Genomic DNA, 24,802 nt, shown 5'->3' on the forward strand with positions numbered 1-24,802 from the left:
CAGCCGGTTCCCCGGCTGCGCTTGCTCGGAGTGGTTCCGTCGTCCCCGATGAACATGGCCTGGCTGGCCTTCACGGCCGGGCTCCTCGCCCTGACGGTTCCGGTGCAGTGGGGGTTGGCCGGCTCCGGATTCTCGCTGACGGCCTCGGTGACGTTGCTCGTCCTGCTGGCCGTCCACGCCCAGTTCGTGCTGGGGACTCTGGCGCGCGGGTCGGCGGCGTGGTGGCTGGTCGGTGTGCAGGCGTGGCTGACGTACCTGCCGCTGGCGCTGTTCGGCGCGGCGTGGACGCCGATGTGCGGGCTGCTGGCCGGGGCGCTGCTGCTGGTGGCCGAGCGGATCCGGTCGACGGCGCTGGTGGCGCTCGCCGTGTGCTGCGGGCCCGTCCTGCTCGCGGCTCCCCGCGAGACGCTCACGGACCGCGGGTGGGCGCTGGCCGGTCCGGTGCTCGGCCTGATGGAGTTCGCGCTGGTGAGCCTGGCCGCGCGGGCGCAGCAACTGGCCGCCGCCAGGACCGACGCCATCCGTACGACCGTGGCGCTCGAACGGCGCCGCTTCAGCAGGGACCTGCACGACCTGGTGGGCCACCGGCTCACCGCCCTGGTGCTGAAGACGCAGCTCATCGAGCGGCTGGTCGAGGAGGGCAACGACAAGGCGAGGCTGGAGGTGTGCGAGACGCTGGAACTCCTGCGCACCCTGGCCGGGGACGTGCGGGCCGTCGCCCACGGCGAGCGGCGCTCCTCGCTGGAAAGGGAGATGAGCTCGGCCCGGGCCCTGCTGGAGTCGGTCGGGGTGCGCTGCCAGATCCGGGTGAGCTGCCGGGAGCTGCCCGGGGACGTCGCCGACGCGCTCACCCACGCCCTGCGCGAAGGCGTGACCAACGTGCTGCGTCACGCGGAGGCGCGGCACTGCGCCATCCAGTTGCTCGAAGGCGACCAGCTGGTCCGGCTGTCGATCAAGAACGACGGCGTCCGTCCGGTACGCAGGGCGGGAGAGCCCGGCCAAGGCCTGATGAACCTCACCGAACGGGTGTCCGGACTGGGCGGCTGGCTGGAGATCACCGCGGTCCGCAGCGGCCAATTCACCTTTTCGGTTTATGTCCCTCAGATAAACAAACGTGTAAAACTCACAAATGCCTATGAGATAAGCACACCTTAGTAATGTCGTGTGTTACTAGACGCCTTCTTCGCGAGTTGTCATTCTCTAATTGACAACGCACGGGAGGTCGCGTCAGATGGACCAGTACGAGCTGTACTGCCTCGCGGATGGTCGTTTCTACGACACCCTCGAGCACAGCACCGCCGAGGATGCTGATTTCCCCATCGTGCGCCGGCCGGTTCCCGAAGGATGGCTGCACGAGGCGACCGAGACCTGGTGCTATTACGCGCCGGGCGGAGTGGCGCCCCTGCCTTCCCAGGGCTGGAAGATTCACGTGTCGGCCCGTGTGGACGACGCCGAAAGGGCCGTGGAAACCGTCTGGGACTATTGCATGTCCCGCGGGATCGCGTTCAAGTTCCTGCGCGGTGTCCCGGTCCACGTCATGCTCAACTCCAAGGCGGCCTCGCGGGCGTCGAGCGGCAAACTGATCACGATCTATCCCCGCGACGAGGGCCAGCTCGAACTCGTCCTCAAAGAGCTGGACGAACTCCTGCGCGACGTGCGCGGCCCGTACATCCTGAGCGACCTGCGCTATGGCGAGGGACCGCTGTTCGTCCGCTACGGCGGCTTCGCCGAGCGGCACTGCCTGTCCGGCGGCGGCGAGCGGGTGCTGGCCATCGAGGACGGCGGCGGGCAACTCGTGCCCGACGTGCGGGGCGCCACGTTCTCGGTGCCCCCGTGGACGACACTGCCCGAGTTCCTCGAACCCCATCTCGCCGCGCGCAACGCCGTGACCACGACCGGCCTGCCGTACGCGATCGAGAAGGTGCTGCACTTCTCCAACGGCGGCGGCGTCTACCTCGGCCGTGACCAGCGGACCGGCGACCGGGTCGTGCTGAAGGAGGCCAGGCCGCATGCCGGACTCGACACGGCGGGACGCGACGCGGTGGCGCGGCTGACGCACGAGCGCGACATCCTGCAGCGCCTGGCCGGGCTGCCCGCGGCGCCGGACCTGCTCGGCTACTTCACCCTTGGCGAGCATCACTTCCTGGTGCAGGAGTTCGTCGACGGGACCACGCTGCAACGGCGCCTGGTGCACAGGTACCCGCTGACCCGGGCGACCTGCACCCCGGACGACATCGCCGGCTACACGGACTGGGCCCTCGACACCCTGGACCGGGTGGAGCGGGCGCTCGGATCGCTGCACGAGCGCGGCGTGGTCTTCGGCGACCTGCACCCCGACAACATCCTGCTGACCGAGAGCGGCCGCGTCGTGCTCATCGACTACGAGGTCGCCACGCTGGCCGAGGAGGGCAGTCGCGCCGCGCTGGCCCACCCCGCGTACGTGGCGCCGGCCGACCGGCAGGGTGTCGACGTCGACAGGTACGCGATGGCCTGCTTACGGCTCGGGCTGTTCGCCCCGCAGTGCACCATCATGCTGCCGTTGCACCGGGCCAAGATCCGGCACCTCGGCGAGATCGTGGGCGACACGTTCACCCCCGAGATCGCGCCGGCCGTGTCCACGATCGCGGGCGACGAGCGCGACGACGGCGAGCTGCGCGCCCTGCCGATGCCCGGGAGCGCCCCCTGGCCCGACCTGCGCGCCGCCATGTGGCGGGCCATCCGGGCCGCCGCGACACCCGAACGCGACGACCGGCTCTTCCCCGGCGACGTGGCCCAGTTCCAGCCGGGCGGCGGACTGAACCTCGCGTACGGCGCCGCCGGCGTCCTGTACGCCCTGGAGGCGACCGGAGCCGGACGCTTCCCCGAGTACGAGAACTGGCTGCTCTCGCGGGCCAAGCGTCCGGCACCGGGCTCCGGCCTCGGCTTCTACGACGGCCTGCACGGCATCGCCCACGTACTCGACCTGCTCGGCCACCGGCAGGACGCGCTCGACGTGATCGAGATCAGCCTGCGCGAGAAGTGGGACCGCCTGGAATCGGCGCTCTTCTCCGGCCTGTCCGGCATCGGACTGAACCTCTTCCACATGGACGACCCCGAACTCGAACGGAGCGCGCTCCGGGCCGTCGACATCTGCGCGGACCGGCTCGGCGGCGCCGACGACGTCCCCGAGCTCAGCGGCGGCACGAATCCACGGGCCGGGCTCATGTACGGCTCTTCCGGACCCGCCCTGCTGTTCCTGCACGCCTACGAACGCACCGGTGACACGGCGCTGCTCGACCTGGCCGCCGTCGCGCTCCGGCAGGACCTGCGCCGCTGCCGCGCGGCCGAGGACGGCTCGCTCCAGGTGAACCAGGGCTGGCGGCTGCTGCCGTACCTGGACGAGGGGTCCGTCGGGATCGGCGTGGTGCTCGCCCGCTATCTCGCGCACCGGGAGGACGAGACGTTCGCGGCCGCGTTACGCGATCTGCGGCTGGTCGCGCGTTCCGGGTTCTTCGTCCAGCCGGGGCTGTTCACCGGGCGCGCGGGCATCGTCGCCGCCCTCGGCTGCGGGCTCGGCGGGCCGGCCGACGCCCAGGTCAAGGGTATGCGCTGGCACGCGTTGCCGTACGGCGGCGGACTGGCCTTCCCCGGCGACCAACTGCTGCGCTTCTCCATGGATTTCGCGACCGGAACGGCAGGCGTCCTGTTCGCCCTCGGCACAGTGATGGGCGAACAGCCGCGACGCCTGCCCTTCCTCGAGGCCGCCGCCCAACGGCGGCCTGTCTCCAACCAGTCCCAGAAGGAGGTGTAGAACATGGTACTTCTCGACCTGCAGGGTCTCGAGACCCCGGCCAGCAGCGACGTCGCCAGCGGCGGCAGCACCCTGACCGCTCTGACGTGTCAGTCAGGCCACCCGAGCAACCTCAGTGTCGCACTTTGTCACTGATAAATAGGCGCCGATCCCCGCGCCGCTCATTGCGGCGCGGGGATCGCTCTCTTTTACGTGGAGGGAGACAGTCGTGCGGGCCGGAGACCGGCTGGTAATGGACGCGGTACGCCGAAGCGGCCCGTGGCCCGCCGTTCTGGCGGTCACGGCCATTGTGGGAGCGGCCGGAGAACTGGCACTGCCCTACGCGGCCGGCCGGACCGTCGACGGCTTCGTGTCCGCCCGGCCCGAGGCCACCTCCTGGCTGGCGGCCTGCGCGGTGATCGTCGCCGGGATCATCCTCTGCGAGAGCGCCGGGGTCTGGGCGCGCGGTGCGAGCAGCGCGTACGCGGCCGCCCGGCTGCGTCTGTCCGTCCTGCGGCACGTGCTGGGCGTCGGCCCCGCCGTGACCCGCCGCTTCGCCGAAGGCGAGCTGGTCACCCGTGCCGGCCTGAACACCGAGGAAGCCGGCCGAGCCCCCGAGTCCGTGACCGGCGCGCTGGCGCTGCTCGTCCCCACGGCGGGCGCGCTGGTGGCGCTCACGCTCATCGACCCCGCGCTGACCGCGACGCTGGTCGCCGGGATCGCGCTCATCCTGCTCGTCCTGCGGGCCTTCCTGCGTGCCACGACCACGATCGCCGGCGGCTACCAGGAGGTTCAGGGCGAGATCGCCGCCCGGCTGGTGGACGCGCTCGGCGGCGCCCGTACGATCGCCGCCGCCGGGACCGCCGATCGCGAGACGCGCCGGGTCCTGGGACCTCTGGACCGGTTGCGGGCTCACGGCATGGAGCTGTGGCGGGCGAACGCCTCCGCCGGCATCCAGGCGGGCCTCATCGTGCCGCTGGTGGAGGTGGCCGTACTCGCCGTGGGCGGGCTCCGGCTGGCCGCGGGCGACCTCACGATCGGCGAACTGTACGCGGCGGCGAGGTACGCGGTACTGGGCGCGGCGCTGAGCACCTCGCTCGGCCACATCGGCGGCCTGGCCCGGGCACGCGCGGCAGCCGGCCGCGTCGCCGAACTCCTCGCCCTACCCACCACCCGCTACGGCACCCGCCGCCTCCCGGCCCTTCACGTGGCCCCCGCCTCTCACGTGGCCCCCGCCTCTCACGTGGCCCCCGCCTCTCACGTGGCCCCCGCCTCTCACGTGGCCCCCGCCTCTCACGTGGCCCCCGCCTCTCACGTGGCCCCCGCCTCTCACGCGGCCTCGGCCCTTGAGGCGGCCTCGGCCCTGCAGGTGGCTCCGGCCCCTCATGTGTCCTCGGCCCCCCACGCAGCCTCAGCCGTCGACGTGGGGCCCGGCGGGCTCGGTGTTGTGGAGTTTCGGGGGGTCACCGCAGCCGGTCTGGCCGTGGACGAGCTGGTGATCGCCGGTGGCTCCGTCACCGCCGTGGTGGGGCGATCCGCCTCCGGCAAGTCGCTGCTCGCCGCCCTCGCGGCGCGGCTGGCCGACCCCGCCGGCGGAACGGTGCTGCTGGACGGCGTACCGCTGCCGGAGCTGGACCGCACCGAGCTGCGGCGGGCCATCGGGTACGCCTTCGAACGGCCGGTCCTGGTCGGCGACACGGTCGGCGAGGCCATCGGACTCGGCACGGACGACCACGGGGCCGTGCCCGCGGCGGCGACGGCGGCGTGCGCGGACGGGTTCATCCGCCGCCTGCCCGACGGATACGCGACCTCTATGGCGGACACCCCGCTTTCGGGCGGCGAACGGCAGCGGATCGGCCTGGCCAGGGCGTTCGCGCAAGGAGAACGCCTCCTGGTGCTCGACGACGCCACCTCCAGCCTCGACACCGTCACCGAACGCCAGGTCGGCAACGCCCTCACCGCCGAGTCCCGGGGACGTACCCGGCTCATCGTGGCCCACCGGCTCACCACGGCGTCCCGCGCCGACCGGGTCGTCTGGCTGGCGGACGGCACGGTGCTCGGCCACGCGCCGCATCACGAACTGTGGCAGGACCCGCGCTACCGGGCCGTGTTCCAGGGAGACGTCTCATGAGGACGCTGCTGTGGCGGGCGTTGCGGCGCCGGCCGTACGCGCTGGTGCGCATCTGTCTGTGGTCGGTGCTGGAGGCGGGGCCCGCGTTCCTCATCGGGTACGCCGTCGCCCGCGCCATCGAGGACGGCTTCGCGGTGGCCCGCCCCTCCGTGGGGCTGGCCTGGCTGGCGGCGCTCGGCTGCACGTGGCTGGTCGCCGCGGTCGCCGCCCGCCAGGTCATCCTCGCGGTGGCGGCGGTCGCCGAGCCGTTCCGGGACGATCTGCTCACCCACGTCGTCGGCGGGGCCATGCGCCGCGCCGCCCACTCGATCTCCGCCTGCCCGGACACCGCCGCCGTCACCCGGGCCGGGCTCCAGGTCGAGCTGGCCAGGGACGCCTTCGCGGCGGTGATCACGACCGTGCGCGGGTTCGCGTTCACTGTGGTGAGCGTGGTGCTGGGGCTGCTCACGCTGGCTCCGGCCGCGGCGCTGCTGGTGTTGCCGCCGTTCGCCGCCGGGCTGGGGTTGTTCCTGGTGTCGCTGCCCGCTCTGGCGCGGCGGCAGCGGGCCTTCCTGATGGCCGACGAGCGGCTCGCCGAGTCGATGACGGGTATGGCCGGCGGGCTGCGTGACATCGTGGCCTGCGGCGCCGAGGACCGCGTGGGCGCCGCGCTGGCCGACCGGGTCGAGGCACAGGCGTCGGCGGCGCGCGGTCTGGCCCGCGTGACCGCCGTGCGCACGATCGCGCTCGCCGTCGGCGCCTGGCTGCCCGTGGTGCTGGTCCTGGGCGGCACGCCCTGGCTGCTCAGCGGCGGCGCCGGCGCCGGGGTCGTGGTGGGCGCCCTGGCCTACGTCACGCAGTCCCTGGCCCCCGCCCTGAACGGTCTCGTCCAGGGCCTCGGCGTCAGCGGCGTCAGCCTGGTGGCCACCCTCCGCCGCATCGCCACCTCCGGCCCCTTGGTCCCGTCCGCGGCCCCGGGGTCAGCGGGCTCAGAGCTCTCGCCCGAGGCACTGACGGCGGGCCTGGAAGCGGTCCCCTCGGCAGGCGTGGGGTGCTCGCCTGAGGTCCAGGCCCGGGCGGCGGGAGCGGGGCAGGGGACCACAGCCCCCATAGCGGGCCCGGGGGAGGCGCCCTCAGCCCCCATGGCGGGCACAAGGCAGGCGCCTGCGGTCCTGACGGAGGCCACCGTGGCCTTGACGGCGGGTTCGGAGCGGTCGTCGGTGGGTGGTGTGCGGTTGAGGGGGGTGACGTTCGCCTATGGGCCGCACTCCGAGGCGGTGATCGACGGGCTCGATCTGGACATTCCCGAGGGTGATCATCTGGCGGTGGTCGGGCCGAGCGGTGCTGGTAAGTCCACCCTGGCGGCCCTGGTCAGCGGTCTGATCCAGCCGGACACCGGTGACGTCCGGATCGGCGGGGTCCCCTCCGTCGACGTGTCTCCCGCCGCGCGGGTGCTGATCCCCCAGGAGGCGTACGTCTTCCGCGGCTCGCTGCACGAGAACCTCACGTACCTGAGCGACGCGCCACCCCACCAGGTCGAGGCCGCCATCGCCGCGCTCGGCGCCACCGGCCTGACGGCGGGCCCGGCGGAGCTCGACCCCGGCGCCCTGTCCGCCGGGCAGCGGCAGCTGATCGCCCTCGTACGCGCCTATCTCGCCCCGGCGAGCCTGGTCATCCTGGACGAGGCCACCTGTCATCTCGACCCGGCGGCCGAGGCGCGGGTGGAGGACGCGTTCGCGCGGCGGGGCGGCACGCTGATCGTCGTCGCCCACCGCCTCACCTCGGCCACGCGCGCCCGCCGCATCCTGCTCATGGACGCCGGCCAGGCCGTGGTCGGCACGCACGACCAGCTCGTACGCCGCTCACCCACGTACGCCGACCTGTCCGGCTACTGGCAACCGGAGCCCGTGTCATGAAATATCCGGACGCAGCACGCCTGTCGTTCGTCGAGGAGCTGCACGGCCACCTCGTCACCGACCCCTACCGCTGGCTGGAGGACGCCGCCGATCCCGCCACCCGTACCTGGCTGGCCGAACAGGACCGGCTCTGGCAGCACCACGCCACCCGCCTCCCCCTCCGCGAACACTTCCAGAAGCGCCTGGCCGAGCTCAGCGTCACCGGAATGACCACCCCACCGGTATGGCGCGGCGACCGGCGCTTCCACCTGTCCCAGTCCGCGGGGCAGGAGCACCCGGTGCTGTACTGCGACGACCGGCCCCTGCTCGACCCCATGGAGCTCGACGCCACCGGCCTCACCACGCTGGACGACTGGCAGCCCGACTGGGAGGGGCGGCTGCTGGCGTACCAGCTGTCGAGGAGCGGGGACGAGCGGGCGGACCTGTACGTCATGGACGTCGCCACCCGCGAGATCGTCGACGGCCCGATCGGCGGCTGCCGCTACTCGCCGGTCGCCTGGCTGCCCGGTGGCAGGGAGTTCTTCTACGTCCGCTTCCACCAAGGCGTACACCTGCGCAGGGCCGGCGGAGACATCCAGGTCTTCACCCGTGGAGCGGTCTCGTACGGCCTGCAGATCAGCGCGGACGGGCGCTGGCTGGTGATCTCGGCGGGCACCCCCGCCCGGAACGACCTCTACCTCGCCGACCTCTCCGCCGGCCCGCCCGAGCACCTCGCCCAGAAGGTGATCCAGGAAGGCGTGGCGGCGCGCAGCGCGGCGGCGGTGGGCCCGGACGACCGCCTGTACATCGTCACCGACCACGAGGCGCCCCGGCGCCGGCTCTGCGTCGCCGACCCGGCGACCCCCGCCGCGTGGGAGGAGCTCGTCCCGGAGGATCCCGAGGCCGTGCTCGGGGCGTTCACGCTGCTCGACGGGGGGCGGCTGCTCGTCGCCAGGACCCGCCACGCGGTCGGCGAGATCGCGCTGCACGATGTCGCCACCGGCGAACGCCTGGGCACGGTCCCGCTGCCCGGCAGCGGCTCCATCGCCTCGCTGACCTCCCGCCCCGGCGGCGGCCACGAGGCGTGGTTCGCCTACACGGACGCGGCCACCCCGGTGGAGGTCTGGCGCTACGACGCCCACGAGGGAACGACCACCCTCTGGTCATCGACCGCCCCCAGCGCGGCGCCGGCCGTGAGCGGGGCGGCGCGGAAGGGCGCTCGGGTGGAGAGTCACCAGCTCGAGTACGACTCCACCGACGGGACCCGGGTCCGCATGGTGGTCGTCGCCCGCCCGCACTCCGGCGGCCCCCGGCCCACGATCCTGACCGGTTACGGCGGGTTCGGGATGTCGCTCACCCCCGGGTACGCGGCCGACTCCCTCGCCTGGGTCGAGTCCGGCGGCGTGCTGGCCGTGGCCAACCTGCGCGGCGGCGGGGAGGAAGGCGAGGCGTGGCACCGCGACGGCATGCTGGACCGCAAGCAGAACGTCTTCCAGGACTTCATCGCCGCCGCCGAGAAGCTGATCGCCGACGGATGGACGACGCCCGGCCGGCTGGCCGTCTGGGGCGAGTCGAACGGCGGGCTGCTTGTGGGAGCCGCCATGACGCAGCGGCCCGGGCTGTTCGCCGCCGTCGTGTGCTCCGCGGGGCTGCTGGACATGGTGCGGTACGAGAGGTCCGGGCTCGGGGCGACCTGGGCCGGTGAGTACGGTTCCGCGGACCATCCCGGGGAGCTGGGCTGGCTGCTCGGCTACTCGCCCTATCACCACGTCGGCCAGGGGGTCGACTACCCGGCGACACTGTTCACCGTCTCCGGCGCCGACTCGCGGGTGGATCCGATGCACGCCCGCAAGATGTGCGCGGCCCTGCAGTGGGCGACGGCGGGAGAACGGCCGATCCTGCTGCGCCACGAGCGCGACGTCGGCCACGGCGCGCGGGCGGTCAGCAGGTCGATCAGCCTGGCCGCCGACGTGCTCGCCTTCGCCGCCGCCCACACGGGCCTAAAACCAACGCCGTAATCGGCCCTGAAACCAACGCCGTAATCGGCCCTGAAACGAAACGGGCGGTCAGATCCAGCCGGACTCGCGGGCGATGCGGATCGCGTCGATCCGGCTGCGCGCCCCCAGCTTCGCCGTACTGCGGTAGAGGTAGTTTCGGACCGTTCCTTCCGCGAGGAACAGCGAGGCGGCGATCTCGGACACCGTGGCCCCCTCGGCCGCGGCGCCGATCACGTCCAGCTCGCGCTCCGTCAGCGGCGCCTCCGGCGGGCTCATCGCGGCGATCGCCAGCTCGGAGTCGATGACCCGCTCCCCGTCGGCCACTCTCCTGATGGCGTCGGCGAGCTGGCCGGGCGGCGCGTCCTTGGCCATGAACCCCCGCACGTGCACGTCCAGGGCCCGCTTCAGCAGCCCGGGAGTGCCGACGCCGGTGAGGATGAGCACGCCGCACTCCGGCAGATTGTCGTGCAGCTCGCCGGCGGCCTCCAGCCCGTCCTTGCCGGGCAGCGCGATGTCGAGCACCGCCACGTCGGGCCGGACCGTCTTGGCGGCGAGGAGGATGCGATCACCGCGGTCGACCTCCGCGACGATCTCGATATCCTCCTCATAGGCCAGCAATGCCACGATCGCTCCTCGCACCAGATGCATGTCTTCAGCGAGCAAGGTTCGGATCACTGTTGTCCTCACGGTCAGCCAGCAAGCCTGTGAGTCCCAAGTCTGACCTATCCGGCACCCGCTGCAAAGCGGGTGGCGACGTACCAAGCGGCCGGTCGGACGCCTATAGAGGAAAGCGCGGGGTGATCATCGTCACGCCGGGCACGCTGCCGATCGAGGCCAGGGCCTTGCCCGCGTCGGCGAGCCCGATGGTCCTGGTGACGAGCTGGTCGGGGTGCAGGATCCCGGCCCTGATCATCTCCATCATCGGGGCGTAGGCGTGCGCGGCCATGCCGTGGCTGCCGAGCAGCCGCAACTCGTGGCCGATCACCCGGTCCATCGGCACCGGCGTCGCCCCGCCGGGCAGCAGCCCGACCTGTACGTGCCGGCCGCGGCGGCGCAGGCTCTCGACGGAGGCCACGCAGGTCTGGGCGCTGCCCAGCGCGTCGAGCGACAGGTGCGCCCCGCCCCTGGTCAGCTCCCTGACCTGGGCGCCCGCGTCACCGGCCGAGCCGTTGACGAAGTGCGTGGCGCCCGCCTGCTCGGCGAGCTGGAGCGCGTCGGTGCTGATGTCGACGGCCACCACGCGCGCCCCGGCCGCGGTGGCGATCATGATGGCGGACAGGCCGACCCCGCCGCAGCCGTGTACGGCCACCCATTCGCCCGGGCGCACCGCGCCCACCTGCGCGATGGCGCGGAAGGCGGTGGCGAAGCGGCAGCCGAGACCGGCCGCGGTGACGTAGGCCATCTCCTCGGGGACCGGGATCAGGTTCACGTCGGCGTGGTCGATCGCCACGTATTCGGCGTAGGAGCCCCAGTGGGTGAAGCCGGGCTGGGTCTGCCGCTCGCATACCTGCTGCTCGCCGGCGGCGCAGGACGTACAGGATCCGCAGGCGCAGACGAACGGGACGGTGATCCTGGCGCCGGGCAGCCAGTCGCGCACGTCGGCGCCGACCGCCTCCACGACGCCCGCCAGCTCGTGCCCGGGAACGTGGGGCAGGACGCGGATGTCGGGGTCGTGGCCCTGCCAGCCGTGCCAGTCGCTGCGGCACAGGCCCGTTGCCTCGACCCTGATCACCGCCCCGTGCGGCGCCGGCGACGGGTCGGGCAGCTCGCGCAGGTCGAGCTCCCCACCGAACAGGTCAAACGCAACGGCTCGCATCTCATGAGCTTAGGGTGAACTGCCGCAACTCGCGCAAGGCCTGGTGGGCGGCGGAACCAGGTTCGGTCGTGTAGAGGATGAGCCGCAGGTCCTCACGGTCGGGGATGGACAGGACCTGGCAGGTCGTCTCGATGACGCCGACCGCGGGATGGGAGATGCGCTTGCGGTGTTCCCTGCGGAGCTGCACCTCGTGCCTGGCCCACAGTTCGGCGAACTCGGGGCTCAGCGCCAGCATCTCCGCGACCAGCGCCTGGATGCCCGGGTCGTCCGGGTAGCGGCCCGCCGCGGCGCGCAGGTCGGCCACGGAGCCGCGGGCGAAGCGGCCCCTCTCCTCGTCGATGATGCGCTCGGCGATGTCGGGGTCGCGGAACAGCCAGCGGATGACGTTGAGGTCGTCGCGCGAGCGCGAGTCGAGGTCGCCCAGGAGCAGGCCCGCGAGCGGGTTCCAGACCAGGATCTCGTATTTGACGTCGACCACATAGGCGGGCAGCTCCTCCAGGAAGGCGATCAGGTGCCGGACGCCGGCGGGCACGTCGCCCCTCATTCGCGGTGTCTCCAGCGCCTGGCCCGCCAGGTTGAACAGGTGGACGCGCTCGTCGTGGCCGAGCATGAGCGCCCTGGCCAGCGCGTTCAGCACCTGACGCGACGGGTGCGGGCCGCGGCCCTGCTCCAGCCGGATGTAGTAGTCGATCGACATGCCCGCGAGCTGCGCGACCTCCTGCCTGCGCAGGCCGGGCGTGCGGCGCTGACCGCCGCTCGGCAGCGCGACGTCCTGCGGCGTGACGCGGGCGCGCCTGCTGCGGAGGAATTCGGCGAGTTCGGTGCGGTTCATACGTTCATCTTCCGTCAGGTTCCCGCCTGCTCGGGGAGCCGTGGGTGGTACCGCCGATCCCAGGTTGGGGAGGTCTCTCACGTTCCGGCCCGGCCCGCGTGAGGGTTGAGGCATGACGACAACAGCCCTCATCACTGGTGCGAACAAGGGAATCGGCTTCGAGATCGCGCGGCTGCTCGGCGAGCGCGGCGTCACCGCCATCGTGGGGGCGCGCGACGAGGAGCGCGGCAAGGCCGCCGCCGAGCGGCTCGGCCAGCCGTACGTGCGGATCGACGTGACCGACGCCGACAGCGTGCAGGCCGCGGCCAAGTGGATCGAGCAGGAGTACGGCAAGCTCGACATCCTGGTCAACAACGCGGGGATCGTGATCTGGCAGGAGGACGGGCGCCCCAGCGCCACCGGGGCGGAGACGCTCAGGGAGGTGTACGAGACCAACGTGTTCGGTGTGGTCACCGTGACCAACGCGATGCTGCCCCTGCTGCGCCGGGCCGAGGCGGCCAGGATCGTGAACATGTCGAGCGAGCTCGGCTCCCTGTCCATGGCGATGGACCCGGACGGCCCCATGTGGCCGCACAACTACATGCACTACAACTCCTCCAAGAGCGCGCTCAACATGGTCACCGTCTCCTACGCCAAGGAGCTCTGGGACACGCCCATCAAGGTGAACGCCGCCAACCCCGGCTACTGCGCCACCGACCTCAACGGCCACTCCGGCCACCGTACGGCCGAGCAGGGCGCGGCGATCGCCGTCCAGCTGGCCACCCTCGACGCCGACGGCCCGACCGGCGCGTACATGGACGATGGAGGCCCGCTGAGCTGGTGAGGTGTGGACGGCATGTCTCCGGACAGTAGGGAGGCATGGGACAAGATCTGGACAAAGAGCGATTCTCCGAGGCGGAGTACACCCGCTTCGGGGAGCGTCTCCATGAGCAGCTCGGCGTGCTGCGCGAGCTGCTCGCTAGACCGGGCTTCGGTGAGGGGCCGACGACGATCGGCGCGGAGCTGGAGCTGTTCCTCGTCGACGAGGCGGGCCGTCCGCTGCCGCGCAACGCGGAGACGCGTCAGGCGCTCGGCGACCCCCGCGTGGTGCTGGAGCTCGGCCGCTTCAACCTGGAGGTCAACCTGACCCCGCTGCCGCTGGAGGGGCGCCCGTTCGAGCGGCTGGCGGCGGAGGTGCAGGAGACCCTGACCAGCGTGGACCGGGCGGTCGAGGGCGGCGGGGCGGTGCCCATCGGCATCCTGCCCACGCTGAGCCCCGAGGACTTCACCAAAGAGGCCATCAGCGACCAGAACCGCTACCGGGCGATGAGCCGGGGGCTCCGGCGGCTGCGGCTGGAGCCGTTCCTGGTCAAGATCGACGACCTGGAGCTGGCGGTCGAGGACGTCATCCTGGAGAGCGCCAACACCTCCTGGCAGGTGCACATCCGCACGCCGCCGGACCGGTTCGCCCGGTTGTTCAACGCGGCGCAGCTGGCCATCGGGCCCGTGCTGGCGGCCTGCGGCAACTCGCCGTTCTTCTTCGGCAGGCAGCTGCGGGAGGAGACCAGGATCGCGTTGATGGAGGAGGCGGCCGACGACCGGGACGTGGAGCGGCGCTATCGGAAGGACGGCCGGGTCACCTTCGGATCGGACTGGGTGCGCGAGGGGGCCTACGAGCTGTTCGAGCGGTACGTACGGGACTACGACCCGGTCCTGCCCGAGCTGACGGACGACCCCAAACCGCTCGACGTGCCCGAGCTGCGGCTGCACCAGGGCACGGTCTGGCACTGGAACCGGCCCGTCTACGACCCGTCCGGCGGCGGCCACCTGCGGATCGAGATGCGTGCCCTGCCGGCCGGCCCGTCGTGCGCGGACATGGCGGCCAACACGGCGTTCCTCATCGGGCTGACGCTGGCGCAGTCGGAGCGGGATCTCACCGAATACCGGTTCGCCGAGGCGTACCAGAACTTCTACCGCGCCGCCATGAGCGGGCTCGACGCCAAGCTGTCCTGGCCGGGCAGGGACGGCGAGTTCCCCGCCGCCGACCTGGTGCTCGAGCTGCTGCCCGAGGCCAGGGAGGCGCTGCTGGCGGCCGGGGTGACGCCGTCCGACGCCGACAACGCGCTCGACATCATCCGGCAGCGAACCCGGCTGCGCCGTACCGGAGCGGCCTGGCAACGTGAAACGCTGGCCACGTTCGGCGGAGATAGGGAGCGACTCGTACGGCGCTACCGCGAGCTCGCCCTATCGGGGCAACCCGTGCATACCTGGAGTTAGCCGAACTTTCTCGCCCCCCTGTCCGTCGAACACACCACGTGTTGGACGGAGAAGCGAGGAAGGCATGGCTGCAGCGGGGATGGTTCCGATCGACAAGACGCCCTTCACCTTGCGCAGGGCGACGGGCACCTTAGCCGAGGGGGCGGCCAAGCTGGCCAGTGGCATCGGCGCCGTCTCCGTGGCGGCGGTGCTGGCCCAGGCCAACAGGACCGGGGTGCACAAGGGGGCGTCGGGAGCGCTGGGCTCGATGAACCCCAAGCCGGTCGACTGGTACGCCTTCGACGCCAAGGACCAGGACACGACCGACTGGTATCCGCAGGGCCTGACCTGCGGCGAGGACTCCGGCTCGGTGGAGGTGCCGGTCTTCGTGGCCACCTGGTACTTCAAGCCGGCGCCGCCCACGGTCGAACGCGGGATCAGGGTGAGCTTCTTCAGCCCGCGGACGCTCAAGTACCAACACGCGCTGCTCGTCGAGGCCAAGCCGGACGGGTCCTACGGGGCGATCAACATCCACGCGGGCGGCGTGGCCTGGCACGGCGACCTGCTCTACGTGGCCGACACCACCAAGGGCCTGCGGGTCTTCGACCTCAAGCACCTGCTCGACCTGCGCACCGCCCAGAAAGATCTAGGTGATCCGACGCGGATCGGCCGCCAGGGCGGCAAGTACCACGCGTTCGGCTACCGCTACGTCATCCCGCAGAGCGACTCGTGGCGCGTCGTCACGGAGGGCGCCCTCTTCTCGTTCGTCTCCGTCGACCGGAGCACCACCCCGCACACCCTCATCTCCGGCGAATACCAGGAGAACAGCTCCAACGGCCGGGTCGCCAGATGGGACCTGGAGCTCAGCGGCGGCGTGCCCAAGGACGCCTATGTCATGGGCCTGCCGAAGATCCAGGGCGCGGTCTCGGTCGGCGACAAGTGGTACCTGAGCCAGGCGGCCGACGGCAACACCAACGGCAAGCTGCACGTCAGCACCCCGGGAACGCTCGTCACCCGGCCCTATCCCATCGGGCCGGAGGACCTGACCATCCAGGGCGGCAGGCTGTGGAGCGTCACCGAGTTCAGGAACAAGCGGGTGATCTTCGCCGTCAACCTGTGAGCCGTCAACCTGTGAGCCGTCAGTCTGTGAGGTGCTGGTAGAGCAGCTCGCGGTAGAGGCGGTCGAAGTCGTCGTACCGGGTACGGAGCCGGCCCCCCGGCCAGTCGCCGGGCAGCAGCTCCTCGGGCAGCAGCGGGTCGGCCAGCAGGTGGCGCACGACCGCCGCCGACAGCAGGAACCCCTCTCTCAGGTCCCCGGCCCGGTCGAGCGCGCTCTCCAGCCGGCGTGCCTCGGCCGCCCAGTCGGCGAGGTCCCACAGCAGCGGCGTAGGGTCGCCGTGCGGGCGGCCGTCGATCAGCGTGCACTGCGCGGTGACGCTCTCCGGCCACTCCCGCAGCAGGTTGGCCGGGCGCAGCCAGGTGCCCTCGCGGAGCTCGGCCAGGCGCAGCGCGGTCATCGTGTGCCGGAACGCGGCCCGGTCGGCGGGCGCGCGGCGCTCGGTGGTGACGATGGCGATCTCCCAGGTGCCGTCCCACGGCCTGGTGTGCGGGTCGCGGCTCTCGTCCTGCCTGCCCTGGCGCTCGATGAGGCGCTGGGACAGCGTGTATCGGCCGCGGGACTGGACCAGGTCGCCCGCCGCCACCATGCGCGACAGCGCCACCCGTACGGTGCCCTCGGCGATGCCGAACAGCGCGCCGATGCGCACCAGATGGCGGGCGGCCAGCTGCGGCGGATGGCTGCCGAGCAGCGCGCTCAGCACGGCCGACCGAGCACTGAGGTTGTTACGCTCTTCCATCGCGTGTCGAGTATATGTAATGTCCGACGTATGGGGCGCTATCTCATCGAATCGTTCGACAGCAGCGACCGTTACGCGACCGAGCGCTATCAGGGCGCCGCGGGGCGTAACTGGTGGAGCTGTGATCCGACGCTGCACCTGCTCATGCGGCGCCACCTGGGCGACGGCTTCGCCTGGGCCACGCCGTACCTGGAGAAGCTGGGCGCGCTGATGGGCGGCATGGTGGCCGAATGCGCGGAGGCGACCGACCGGAACCCGCCGCGGCTGGAGAAGTACGACAAGTGGGGCAGGGACGTCAGCGAGGTCGTCATGCCGCCCTCCTTCCACACGGCCCGGAACGCGCTCATGGCCAACAACTTCACCTCCCCGGCCTTCGCCGACGAAGCCCGGGCGAACGGCGCGGACCCCGCCGCCCTCGCCGCGGCCTGGACGTACCTGCTCGACCAGGCCGACATCGGGATGGGCTGCGCGCTCGGCACCGGCGGCGACATGGTGGTCTCCCTGGCCGAGCGGCACGCGCCCGAGGACGTGCGGGAACGGGTGCGGGCGATCTTCGCCGACGGGTTCTACTCCGGCGAGGCCGCGCAGATGTTCACCGAGCGGACCGGCGGCTCCGACCTGGCCGCGCTGGAGGCGACGGCCGTGCCCGACGGCGAGTCCTGGCTGGTGTCCGGGTTCAAGTGGTTCGCCTCGAACGCCAACGGCTCCGCCTTCGTGGTGCTCGCCCGGCTCCCCGACGGCGCCGTCGCGCCGTTCCTGGTCCTGTGGGAGCGCCGGGACGGCTCACGCAACGGGGTGCGGATCAGGCGGCTGAAGGACAAGCTGGGCACCCGTTCCGTCGCGTCGGCCGAGGTGGAGTTCGCCGACGCGGAGGCGTTCCTGCTGGCCGGGAGCGGCTCCGGCTCGGGGCTCGGCACGATGATGAAGCTCACCAACGCCTCCCGGCTCGGCGTGGCGATGATGGGCGTCGGCGTGGCCAGGCGCGCGCTGGTCGAGTCGCTCTGCTACGCCAGGGCCCGCGAGGCGTTCGGGCGGCCGCTCATCGAGCAGCCGCTGATGCGCCGCAAGCTGGCCGAGCTCATCGTCGAGGTGGAGGCGGCGCAGGCACTCGTCTTCGACGGCCTCGTCGGGCCGCGCCTGCGCCTCGCGCCCGCGCTGATCAAGCTACGGGCGGCCCGGATCGGCGTCACGGCGGCCAGCGACGCGATCGAGGTGCACGGCGGCAACGGCTACATCGAGCAGTGGCCGGTGGCCAGGCTGCTGCGCGACGCCCAGGTCAACCCGATCTGGGAGGGCGGCGACAACATCCTCTGCCTCGATGTACGGCGGGCCATGCTGAAGGAGCAGGCTCACCTGCCCTTCCTCGACCGGCTCCGCGAGCTGGCCACGTCGGACCTCGTCGCGCGCGGCATCGACGACCTGGAGAAGGCCCTGGCCGCCTGGCAGGCGCTCGACCGGGAGACCGCGGAGGCGCGACTGTATCCGCTGGCCCAGTTCATGGCCGACGTCTACGCCGCGGCGCTGCTGGAGGAGCAGGCGTCGTGGGGGCTGGACGACGGACGCAAGTCGCTCGTCGCCCGTCTGTACGCCGAAGCGCACCTGGCCGACCGCGGGCCGCTGCGCGGGATCGACGCCGCTCCGGATGACCACTTCGACACGCTGCTGGCAGGCACGCTGGCGTGACCCTCGCTGCCGCCGTACGCTCGCGATGCGCCGACCCCGCATCACGGAGGCAGACATGACCGTACGCATCGAGCGAGCAGGCCAGGTCACGACCGTAGTGCTGAGCAGGCCGGAGGTCCGCAACGCGGTCGACCGCAAGAGCGCCGACGCGCTGGTCGACGCGTTCAGGGCTTTCGAGGAGTCCGATGCCGCGGTGGCGGTGCTCTGGGGCGAGGGCGGGACGTTCTGCTCGGGCGCCGACCTCAAGACGCTCGACAACCACGTCGGCGAGGACGGCGACGGGCCGATGGGCCCGACCCGGCTGCGCCTGTCCAAGCCGGTCATCGCCGCCGTCGCCGGGCACGCCGTCGCGGGCGGGCTGGAGCTGGCGCTCTGGTGCGATCTGCGGGTGGCCGAGGAGGACGCGGTGTTCGGCGTGTTCTGCCGGCGCTGGGGCGTGCCGCTCATCGACGGCGGCACCGTGCGGCTGCCGCGGCTCATCGGGGCCTCCCGGGCGATGGACATGATCCTCACCGGGCGTCCGGTCGGCGCCCGCGAGGCGTACGAGATGGGCCTGGCCAACCGCGTCGTCCCGGCCGGTACGGCCAGGCGGCAGGCCGAGGAGCTGGCCCGCGACATCGCCCGCTTCCCGCAGACCTGCCTGCGCGGCGACCGGCTGTCGGCGCTGGAGCAGGACGGGCTGCCGGAGCGGGAGGCGATCAGGAACGAGCTGCGCCACGGCCTGGTGTCGCTGCCCGACGCCGTCGGCGGCGCCGCCCGCTTCGCGGAGGGCGCGGGCCGGCACGGCGAGTTCTAGCGGCACCAGGGGTGCTCACGCCAGCACGGGGAAGTTCGCGCGGATCACGCCGTGCGGGTTGCGGGTCCGCTTGAGGTCGCGCAGCCGGGCCAGCGTGCTCGCGGGGAATGCCGACGCGGCCTGCTCGCCCTGGGCCAGCATGGTGTACGGCTTGCACCCGCTCGTGTACGGCACCAGCTCCTTCGTCAGGCCCGCGATGCGCTCGGCCGTCTCCCGCGAGGGCCGCCCGAACATGTAGACGGAGTACGGCTCGGCCAGGGACCCCGCGGCCCCGCCACCTTCGGCGGGCCGGGCCAGCGCCCCGCCCAGGTGCCTGACCTGGACGCTGATCAGCGGGTCGATCGGCGCGCCGAGCAGCACATCCGCCACCCCCTCCAGCCCCGTGAGCAGCTCGAACCGCCCCGTCCCCGCACTGGGATCGGTGGGCTCGGCGCAGATCGACCCCAGCTCGGCCACCGGCATCGGCCGCCGGGTGTCGCTGATCGTCCCGCCGATCCGGTCGAAGCGGCGCAGCAGATCGCCGGGGTGCTCGCCGAGGAAGGTGGAGTCGACGGCGACGAACCCCGGCCCGCCGGGGAACTTCAGCAGATCGAACCAGACCGTCAACTCCTCCGGCGCCTCGGCGGTGGTCTCCACGAAGGCCTCGAACACCTCCTGAGCCCGCTCGACCGGCCACATCATCCGCCCGCCATACAGAAAAGGGGCCGGACGCAGGTCGAACTCCACCGAGGTGACCAGGGCGAAGTCGCCGCCACCGCCCCGCAGCCCCCAGAACAGCTCCGGATCCGACTCCGCCGTCACCCTGACGCGGTCACCGGTGGCGTCGACCGCCTCGAAGGCCCGCACACTGTCGGCCGCGAAGCCGTACTTACGCCCGAACCAGCTCAAACCGCCACCGAGCGTGTAGCCGGTCACCCCCACCACCGGCGAACTGCCCGCCAGGCCGGTGAGGCCGAGCGGGCTCGCGGCGGCCAGAACCTCGCCCCACTTCACGCCCGCGCCGGCCCTCGCGATCCCGTCCTCAATGGTCAGGCTGTTCATTCGTGCGGTCTTGAGGAGGATCGTCCCGTCGGTGTCGCCGGAGGCGCCGTGGCCGGTCGGCTGGGCGGTGACCGCCAGCCCGTTGAGCCGGGCGTAGCTCACCGCGGCGGCCACGTCGTCGGCGTCGGCGGCCTCGATCACCGCTCGTACCGGCTGGTCCACGGCCAGGTTCCAGGGCTTGCGGGCCTCGTCGAAGCCCGCGTCGCCGGGGAGCAGGACCGTGCCGTTGATGTTCATGGTGTTCATGGGTCAAGTGTGCGTTTTCCCATTTGAGGGGGACTTGGGGTTGACTTGGGGTTTGTGGATGTACGTCTGTTCGGCCCGCTTGAGGTTGACTCCGGTGATGGCGTTCGGCTCGATCTCGGCACGCGCAAGCAGCGGGCCGTGTTCGCCGTGCTGTCCCTGTCGCCGGGGCGCGTGGTACCGCTCGACCGGCTGATCGAGGAGCTGTGGGCCGGGGAGGCGCCGGCCAAGGCGACGGCGACCCTCCAGGCGTACGTCTCCCACCTGCGCCGGGTGCTGGAACCCGGCAGGAAGCCGCGCACCCCGCCCCGGCTGCTGCTGACCCGCGAGCCCGGTTATCTGCTCGACATCGTGCCCGGACAGGTCGACGCGGGCCGCTTCGCCGCGTTGGCCGAGGACGGGCGGCGCGTGCTGAGGGGCGGCAGGTACGCCGAGGCGCTGGAGGTGCTCGACCGGGGACTCGGGCTGTGGCGGGGGACGCTGCTGGGGGAGTTCGCCGACCTGGACTTCGCGCGGCGGGCCGTACACCGGCTGGAGGAGCTGCGGCTGGGCGCGGCCGAGGACCGGTTCGAGGCGCGGCTGGCGCTCGGCGAGGCCGGGCTGCCGGACCTGGAGGCGCTGGTCGAGGCGCATCCCTACCGGGAGCGGGCGTGGGGGCTGCTGGTGCTGGCGCTCTACCGCGCGGGCCGGCAGGCGGACGCGCTCGGGGCGCTGCGCCGGGTGCGGTCGCTGCTGGCCGGCGAGTTAGGGATCGAGCCGGGGCCGGAGCTGAAGCGGCTGGAGCAGGCGGTGTTCGACCAGTCGCCCGACCTGATGACCCTCACCGCACCCGGCCTCACCGCCCCGACCGCCTTCACCACCCCGGCACCCGACTCATGGGGCGCCGCCCCTCGAACCGGTACATCGGCGGACGGGCCGTTCACCGGCGACGGAACAAAGGCGGCCGGTGAGTCGCTCGTCGCGCGGGACGATCAGCTGCGGCTGGTCGAGGAGCTGCTGGCCGACGCCCGCCGGGGGAGGGGCGGCCTGTTGCTGGTGACCGGCGAGGCGGGCATCGGCAAGACCAGCCTGGCGCGGGCCGCCGCCGAGGTGGCCGGCGCGCGGGGCTTCCAGACGGCCTGGGGACGCTGCCTGGACGGCGAGACGGCCCCGTCCTTCTGGCCCTGGACCCAGGCGGGGCTGATCCCCGCGCAACCGCAGGCCGAGCTGTTCGACCTGTACGACGGCGTGGTGTCGCGGCTGCGCGGCGGCCCGCTCCTGCTGGTGCTGGAGGACGTGCACTGGGCCGACGTCTCGTCGCTGAAGCTGCTCGGCCACGTCGCCGGTGAGCTCGCCCGTACGTCCGCGCTCGTCGTCGTCACGCTCCGGCCCGAGCCGGGCGAACACCCCGAGCAACTGCGCGAGACCCTGGGCGCGCTGGCGCGGGAGAGCCACCGGGTGCCGCTGGCCCCGTTCGACGCCGGCGAGGTGCTCGACTACCTGCGCCTGCGCCAGGTGAACGCGGATCCGGTCGCGATGCTCGACCGGTCGGGCGGTAACCCGTTCTACCTGACGGAGCTGCTCCGCCTGCCGGAGAACGAGCGCGACCTGGTCCCGGCCGGCGCCCGCGACGTCATCGACCGGCGGCTCGCCCGGCTGCCCGCCGCCACGCAGGACCTGCTCAGAGCCGCCGCGGTGGCAGGCCGGGAGGTGACGCTCGACCTGCTGGCCGCGCTGACCGAACGGCCGGTAGAGGACGTCATGGCCCTGGCCGAGCCGGCCTTGGCCGTCGGCCTGCTCACCGAAACGACCGCGCCCGCCGCTCTGGCCGCCGGCGAACGGACCGGAACCGCTCAGGACGCTGCCGACTACCGCTTCCCGCACGCCCTGGTACGGCAGGCGCTCGACGCCGGACTCACCCAGCTGGCCAGGGCCCGCCTGCACCTGCGGGCCGGCACGTACCTGGAGACCGTCCCCGGCACCGACCACGCGCTGCTCGCCCGCCACTTCGCCGCGGCCGCGAAGCTGGGCGGCGCGGACCGGGCGGTGGCCTACGCCGTCGCCGCGGCCCGGGAGGCGGTCGCCCGTCACGGCTACACCGAGTCGGTCGCGTTCTGGGAGCTGGCGGTCGCGCACCTGCCGCCCGGCGACTCGGCCGACCGCTGCCACCTGCTGACCGAGCTCGGCCAGGCCCGACGTACCGTGGGCGACGCCGACGGCGCCCTGCACTACCTGACGGAGGCGATCGCGGCGGCCAAGCGGCTCGGTCATCGCGACGCGCTGGTGACGGCGGTCTCGGCGTTCGGCGGCCTGTCGGTATGGAACTGGCGGCCGTACGGCGTGGTGGATGAGCAGATGGTGTCGGTCCTGGAGGACCTGCTGGCGGGCCCGCTCGACGATCACGCCCGGGCCACGCTGCTGGGTACGCTCGGCGTCGAGCTCCACTACGGCCCCCGCCGCGCCGAGGGCGAGCTGCTCGCCGCGGACGCCGTGGAGCTGGCCCGCGCGCTGGGCGACCCGGCGCTGCTGGCCAGGACGCTGAACAACTACCTGATCGCCGGGTTCGTCATGGGCAACAACCCCGCCCGGCTGCGCGCCGCCGACGAGATGCTGGCCATTCCGGGGCTGACCAGGGAGGCCCGGCTGGTAGCCGGCGGCCTGCGGATGGCCTGCCTGCTCCGCGCGGGAGACCTGGCCGAGTGGGAGCGCGAGCTCGCCCGCTGCGAGCGGGTCCTCGAGGAGGCGCGCCGCCCCGAGCTGGAAGCCATGGTCCGGGTCGCACAGACGGGCGGACACACCCTGCACGGTCGCTGGGCCGAGGCGGAGGCGCTGGTCGCCGCCTTCCCCGACCTCAAGTACGCCGCCAGCCCATGGGGCGCGGAGGCCCGCAGACTGACCACCCTCTACACCTGCCGGCGCGGCCAGGGCCGGGTGGCCGAGATCGTCGACGACCTCATCGCCGCGAGCGACCTGCCGCAGATGGTCCCGATGCGGCCGCTCGCCGTTCTGGCCGCCCTCGACGTGGGCAAGGAGGAACTGGCCAGGGCGCTGATCGCGCGGTGGGGCACGGAGCCGCGCGACGACTGGTCGGGGGACTTCCTGTTCCCGATCTGGGGCCTCATCGCCGCCCGGCTCGGCACGCCGGACCCGGAAGAGCTGTACGAGCGGCTGCTGCCGGTGGCCGACCAGCTCATCGTCATGGGCATGGGCAGCGGCGCCTGGGGCTCGATCCGCGACGTCCTCGCGGCGCTGGCCGCACGGCTGGGCCGTACCGGGGAGGCGGAGGAGCACCGGCGGGTGGCGATCGCCACGTACCGGCGGCTCGGCCTGGCCTTCTGGGAGGCCGGGAGCCTGACCTGATCTTGTCGGTGGCGCCACGTATCGTGAGGCCATGCCTGACATCGAGGTCGCCGGGCGCGACGTGCGCATCACCAGCCCCGACAAGGTCGTGTTCCCCGGCAGCGGGCACACCAAGCTCGACCTGATCCGCTATTACCAGGCGGTCGGCGAGGGCGCGCTGCGCGGCGTTCAGGGGCGGCCGATGGTGCTCAAGCGGTTCGTGCACGGCATCGAGGAGGAGGCGTTCTTCCAGAAGCGCGCCCCGGCCAAGCGGCCCGACTGGGTCGAGGTGGCCGAGCTGCGCTACCGCTCCGGGCGCAGCGCCGAGGAGGTCGTCGCGACCGAGCTGGCGCACGTCGTGTGGGCGGTCAACCTGGGGTGCGTCGACCTCAACCCGCACCCGGTGCGGGCCGCCGACCTGGCCCACCCCGACGAGCTGCGCATCGACCTCGATCCGGTGCCGGGCGTGCGGTGGGGCGACGTGCTGCGCACGGCGCAGGTCTCCCGCGAGGTGCTGGCCGACCACGGCCTGACCGCCTGGCCGAAGACGTCGGGATCGCGGGGCTTCCATGTCTACGCCCGCATCGAGCCGCGCTGGACGTTCGCCGAGGTGCGCCGGGCGGCCGAGGCGGTGGCCCGCGAGGTCGAGCGGCGTGCCCCAGAGGTGGCCACCAGCCGGTGGTGGAAGGAGCAGCGGCACGGCGTGTTCGTCGACTACAACCAGAACGCCTACGACCGCACGGTCGCCTCCGCCTACTCGGTCAGGCCGGTCGCCGACGCCCGCGTCTCCACGCCGCTGACCTGGGACGAGGTGCCGGGCTGCCGGCCGGGCGACCACACGATCGACACGGTGCCCAAGCGGTTCGCCGAGCTCGGTGACCCGTGGGCGGACATGGACCTGCACGTGGGCGGCCTGGAGTCGCTGCTGGAGCTGGCCGAGTCGCAGGGGCCCGTCCCCGAGCGCGAAGACCTGCCCGTCGTCGAGATCGCCAGGGCGCAGCACAAGGAGGAGGCGCAGGCGGGGTTCGAGCGGTGGAAGGCCCGGCATCCCGAGGTGGCCGCCTGTCTCGAGCCTGCTGACGTGCTGGTCGACGGCATGCGCGGGCGCAGCAGTGTGTGGTACCGCATCCGGGTCAACCTCCAGCACGTCCCGGAGGCCCAGCGGCCCGGTCAGGAGCCGCTGGAGGTCGACTACGACCCCTGGACCTAGC

Annotated in this window: 18 protein-coding genes; 13 read left to right on the top strand and 5 right to left on the bottom strand. The window is 72.5% G+C overall.

Annotated features, from left to right (window positions below; translation table 11 throughout):
* Nucleotides 1–48 precede the first annotated feature (48 nt).
* The 6 genes from KME78_RS15560 to KME78_RS15585 all read left to right on the top strand — a co-directional run bounded on the left by KME78_RS15560 (nucleotide 49) and on the right by KME78_RS15585 (nucleotide 9,792).
* Complete coding sequence (locus tag KME78_RS15560) at nucleotides 49–1,155, top strand: sensor histidine kinase (RefSeq protein ID WP_219529603.1); 1,107 nt, start codon at nucleotides 49–51, stop codon at nucleotides 1,153–1,155.
* A gap of 76 nt (nucleotides 1,156–1,231) precedes the next feature.
* Nucleotides 1,232–3,790, top strand: coding sequence for a class III lanthionine synthetase LanKC (gene lanKC, locus KME78_RS15565; protein WP_219529604.1), 2,559 nt, complete (start codon nucleotides 1,232–1,234; stop codon nucleotides 3,788–3,790).
* A gap of 3 nt (nucleotides 3,791–3,793) precedes the next feature.
* Complete coding sequence (locus KME78_RS15570; protein ID WP_214639519.1) at nucleotides 3,794–3,925, top strand: SapB/AmfS family lanthipeptide; 132 nt, start codon at nucleotides 3,794–3,796, stop codon at nucleotides 3,923–3,925.
* Between the two features lie 73 nt (nucleotides 3,926–3,998).
* The gene (locus tag KME78_RS15575) at nucleotides 3,999–5,900 is read left to right on the top strand and encodes an ATP-binding cassette domain-containing protein (protein WP_308126967.1); all 1,902 of its coding nucleotides are present in this window, start codon (nucleotides 3,999–4,001) and stop codon (nucleotides 5,898–5,900) included.
* Nucleotides 5,897–7,795, top strand: a complete 1,899-nt coding sequence (locus KME78_RS15580; RefSeq protein ID WP_219529605.1) for an ATP-binding cassette domain-containing protein — start codon at nucleotides 5,897–5,899, stop codon at nucleotides 7,793–7,795. The genes KME78_RS15575 and KME78_RS15580 overlap by 4 nt, the downstream gene beginning before the upstream one ends.
* Nucleotides 7,792–9,792, top strand: a complete 2,001-nt coding sequence (locus tag KME78_RS15585) for a prolyl oligopeptidase family serine peptidase (RefSeq protein ID WP_219529606.1) — start codon at nucleotides 7,792–7,794, stop codon at nucleotides 9,790–9,792. The genes KME78_RS15580 and KME78_RS15585 overlap by 4 nt, the downstream gene beginning before the upstream one ends.
* A gap of 48 nt (nucleotides 9,793–9,840) precedes the next feature.
* Here KME78_RS15585 and KME78_RS15590 read toward each other — a convergent pair whose 3' ends face one another.
* The 3 genes from KME78_RS15590 to KME78_RS15600 form a co-directional block, all read right to left on the bottom strand.
* Nucleotides 9,841–10,446 (bottom strand): response regulator transcription factor, encoded by a 606-nt coding sequence (locus KME78_RS15590; protein ID WP_219529607.1) that lies wholly within the window; start codon nucleotides 10,444–10,446, stop codon nucleotides 9,841–9,843.
* 103 nt (nucleotides 10,447–10,549) lie between these two features.
* The gene (locus KME78_RS15595) at nucleotides 10,550–11,587 is read right to left on the bottom strand and encodes a zinc-dependent alcohol dehydrogenase family protein (RefSeq protein WP_219529608.1); all 1,038 of its coding nucleotides are present in this window, start codon (nucleotides 11,585–11,587) and stop codon (nucleotides 10,550–10,552) included.
* 1 nt (nucleotide 11,588) lies between these two features.
* On the bottom strand, nucleotides 11,589–12,419 hold the full coding sequence (locus tag KME78_RS15600; protein ID WP_219529609.1) for a helix-turn-helix transcriptional regulator: 831 nt from the start codon (nucleotides 12,417–12,419) through the stop codon (nucleotides 11,589–11,591).
* Between the two features lie 112 nt (nucleotides 12,420–12,531).
* Between KME78_RS15600 and KME78_RS15605 the strand changes: the two genes are divergently transcribed.
* From KME78_RS15605 to KME78_RS15615, 3 genes are all read left to right on the top strand, one after another.
* On the top strand, nucleotides 12,532–13,242 hold the full coding sequence (locus tag KME78_RS15605) for an SDR family oxidoreductase (protein WP_219529610.1): 711 nt from the start codon (nucleotides 12,532–12,534) through the stop codon (nucleotides 13,240–13,242).
* 35 nt (nucleotides 13,243–13,277) lie between these two features.
* Complete coding sequence (locus KME78_RS15610) at nucleotides 13,278–14,675, top strand: glutamate-cysteine ligase family protein (protein ID WP_246651147.1); 1,398 nt, start codon at nucleotides 13,278–13,280, stop codon at nucleotides 14,673–14,675.
* A gap of 64 nt (nucleotides 14,676–14,739) precedes the next feature.
* Complete coding sequence (locus KME78_RS15615; protein ID WP_219529611.1) at nucleotides 14,740–15,774, top strand: hypothetical protein; 1,035 nt, start codon at nucleotides 14,740–14,742, stop codon at nucleotides 15,772–15,774.
* Nucleotides 15,775–15,793: 19 nt separating this feature from the next.
* On the opposite strand, the gene KME78_RS15620 is transcribed toward KME78_RS15615, so the two are convergent.
* On the bottom strand, nucleotides 15,794–16,510 hold the full coding sequence (locus KME78_RS15620; protein ID WP_219529612.1) for a PaaX family transcriptional regulator C-terminal domain-containing protein: 717 nt from the start codon (nucleotides 16,508–16,510) through the stop codon (nucleotides 15,794–15,796).
* A 30-nt stretch (nucleotides 16,511–16,540) separates the two neighbouring features.
* Between KME78_RS15620 and KME78_RS15625 the strand changes: the two genes are divergently transcribed.
* Both KME78_RS15625 and KME78_RS15630 read left to right on the top strand, forming a co-directional pair.
* Nucleotides 16,541–18,193, top strand: a complete 1,653-nt coding sequence (locus tag KME78_RS15625) for an acyl-CoA dehydrogenase family protein (RefSeq protein WP_219529613.1) — start codon at nucleotides 16,541–16,543, stop codon at nucleotides 18,191–18,193.
* A 55-nt stretch (nucleotides 18,194–18,248) separates the two neighbouring features.
* Complete coding sequence (locus KME78_RS15630; RefSeq protein ID WP_219529614.1) at nucleotides 18,249–18,989, top strand: crotonase/enoyl-CoA hydratase family protein; 741 nt, start codon at nucleotides 18,249–18,251, stop codon at nucleotides 18,987–18,989.
* Nucleotides 18,990–19,004: 15 nt separating this feature from the next.
* Here KME78_RS15630 and KME78_RS15635 read toward each other — a convergent pair whose 3' ends face one another.
* A complete protein-coding gene (locus tag KME78_RS15635) occupies nucleotides 19,005–20,276 on the bottom strand; it encodes an FAD-binding oxidoreductase (RefSeq protein WP_219529615.1) in 1,272 nt (423 codons plus the stop codon).
* A 54-nt stretch (nucleotides 20,277–20,330) separates the two neighbouring features.
* Here KME78_RS15635 and KME78_RS15640 point away from each other — a divergent pair, with 54 nt between their 5' ends.
* Together KME78_RS15640 and ligD are read left to right on the top strand one after the other, a co-directional pair.
* Nucleotides 20,331–23,612 (top strand): ATP-binding protein, encoded by a 3,282-nt coding sequence (locus KME78_RS15640; RefSeq protein ID WP_219529616.1) that lies wholly within the window; start codon nucleotides 20,331–20,333, stop codon nucleotides 23,610–23,612.
* Nucleotides 23,613–23,643: 31 nt separating this feature from the next.
* The gene (gene ligD, locus KME78_RS15645) at nucleotides 23,644–24,801 is read left to right on the top strand and encodes a non-homologous end-joining DNA ligase (protein WP_219529617.1); all 1,158 of its coding nucleotides are present in this window, start codon (nucleotides 23,644–23,646) and stop codon (nucleotides 24,799–24,801) included.
* The last annotated feature ends 1 nt before the right edge of the window (nucleotide 24,802 follow it).

It is taken from the genome of Nonomuraea guangzhouensis (assembly GCF_019396345.1).
GTDB classification, from domain to species: domain Bacteria; phylum Actinomycetota; class Actinomycetes; order Streptosporangiales; family Streptosporangiaceae; genus Nonomuraea; species Nonomuraea guangzhouensis.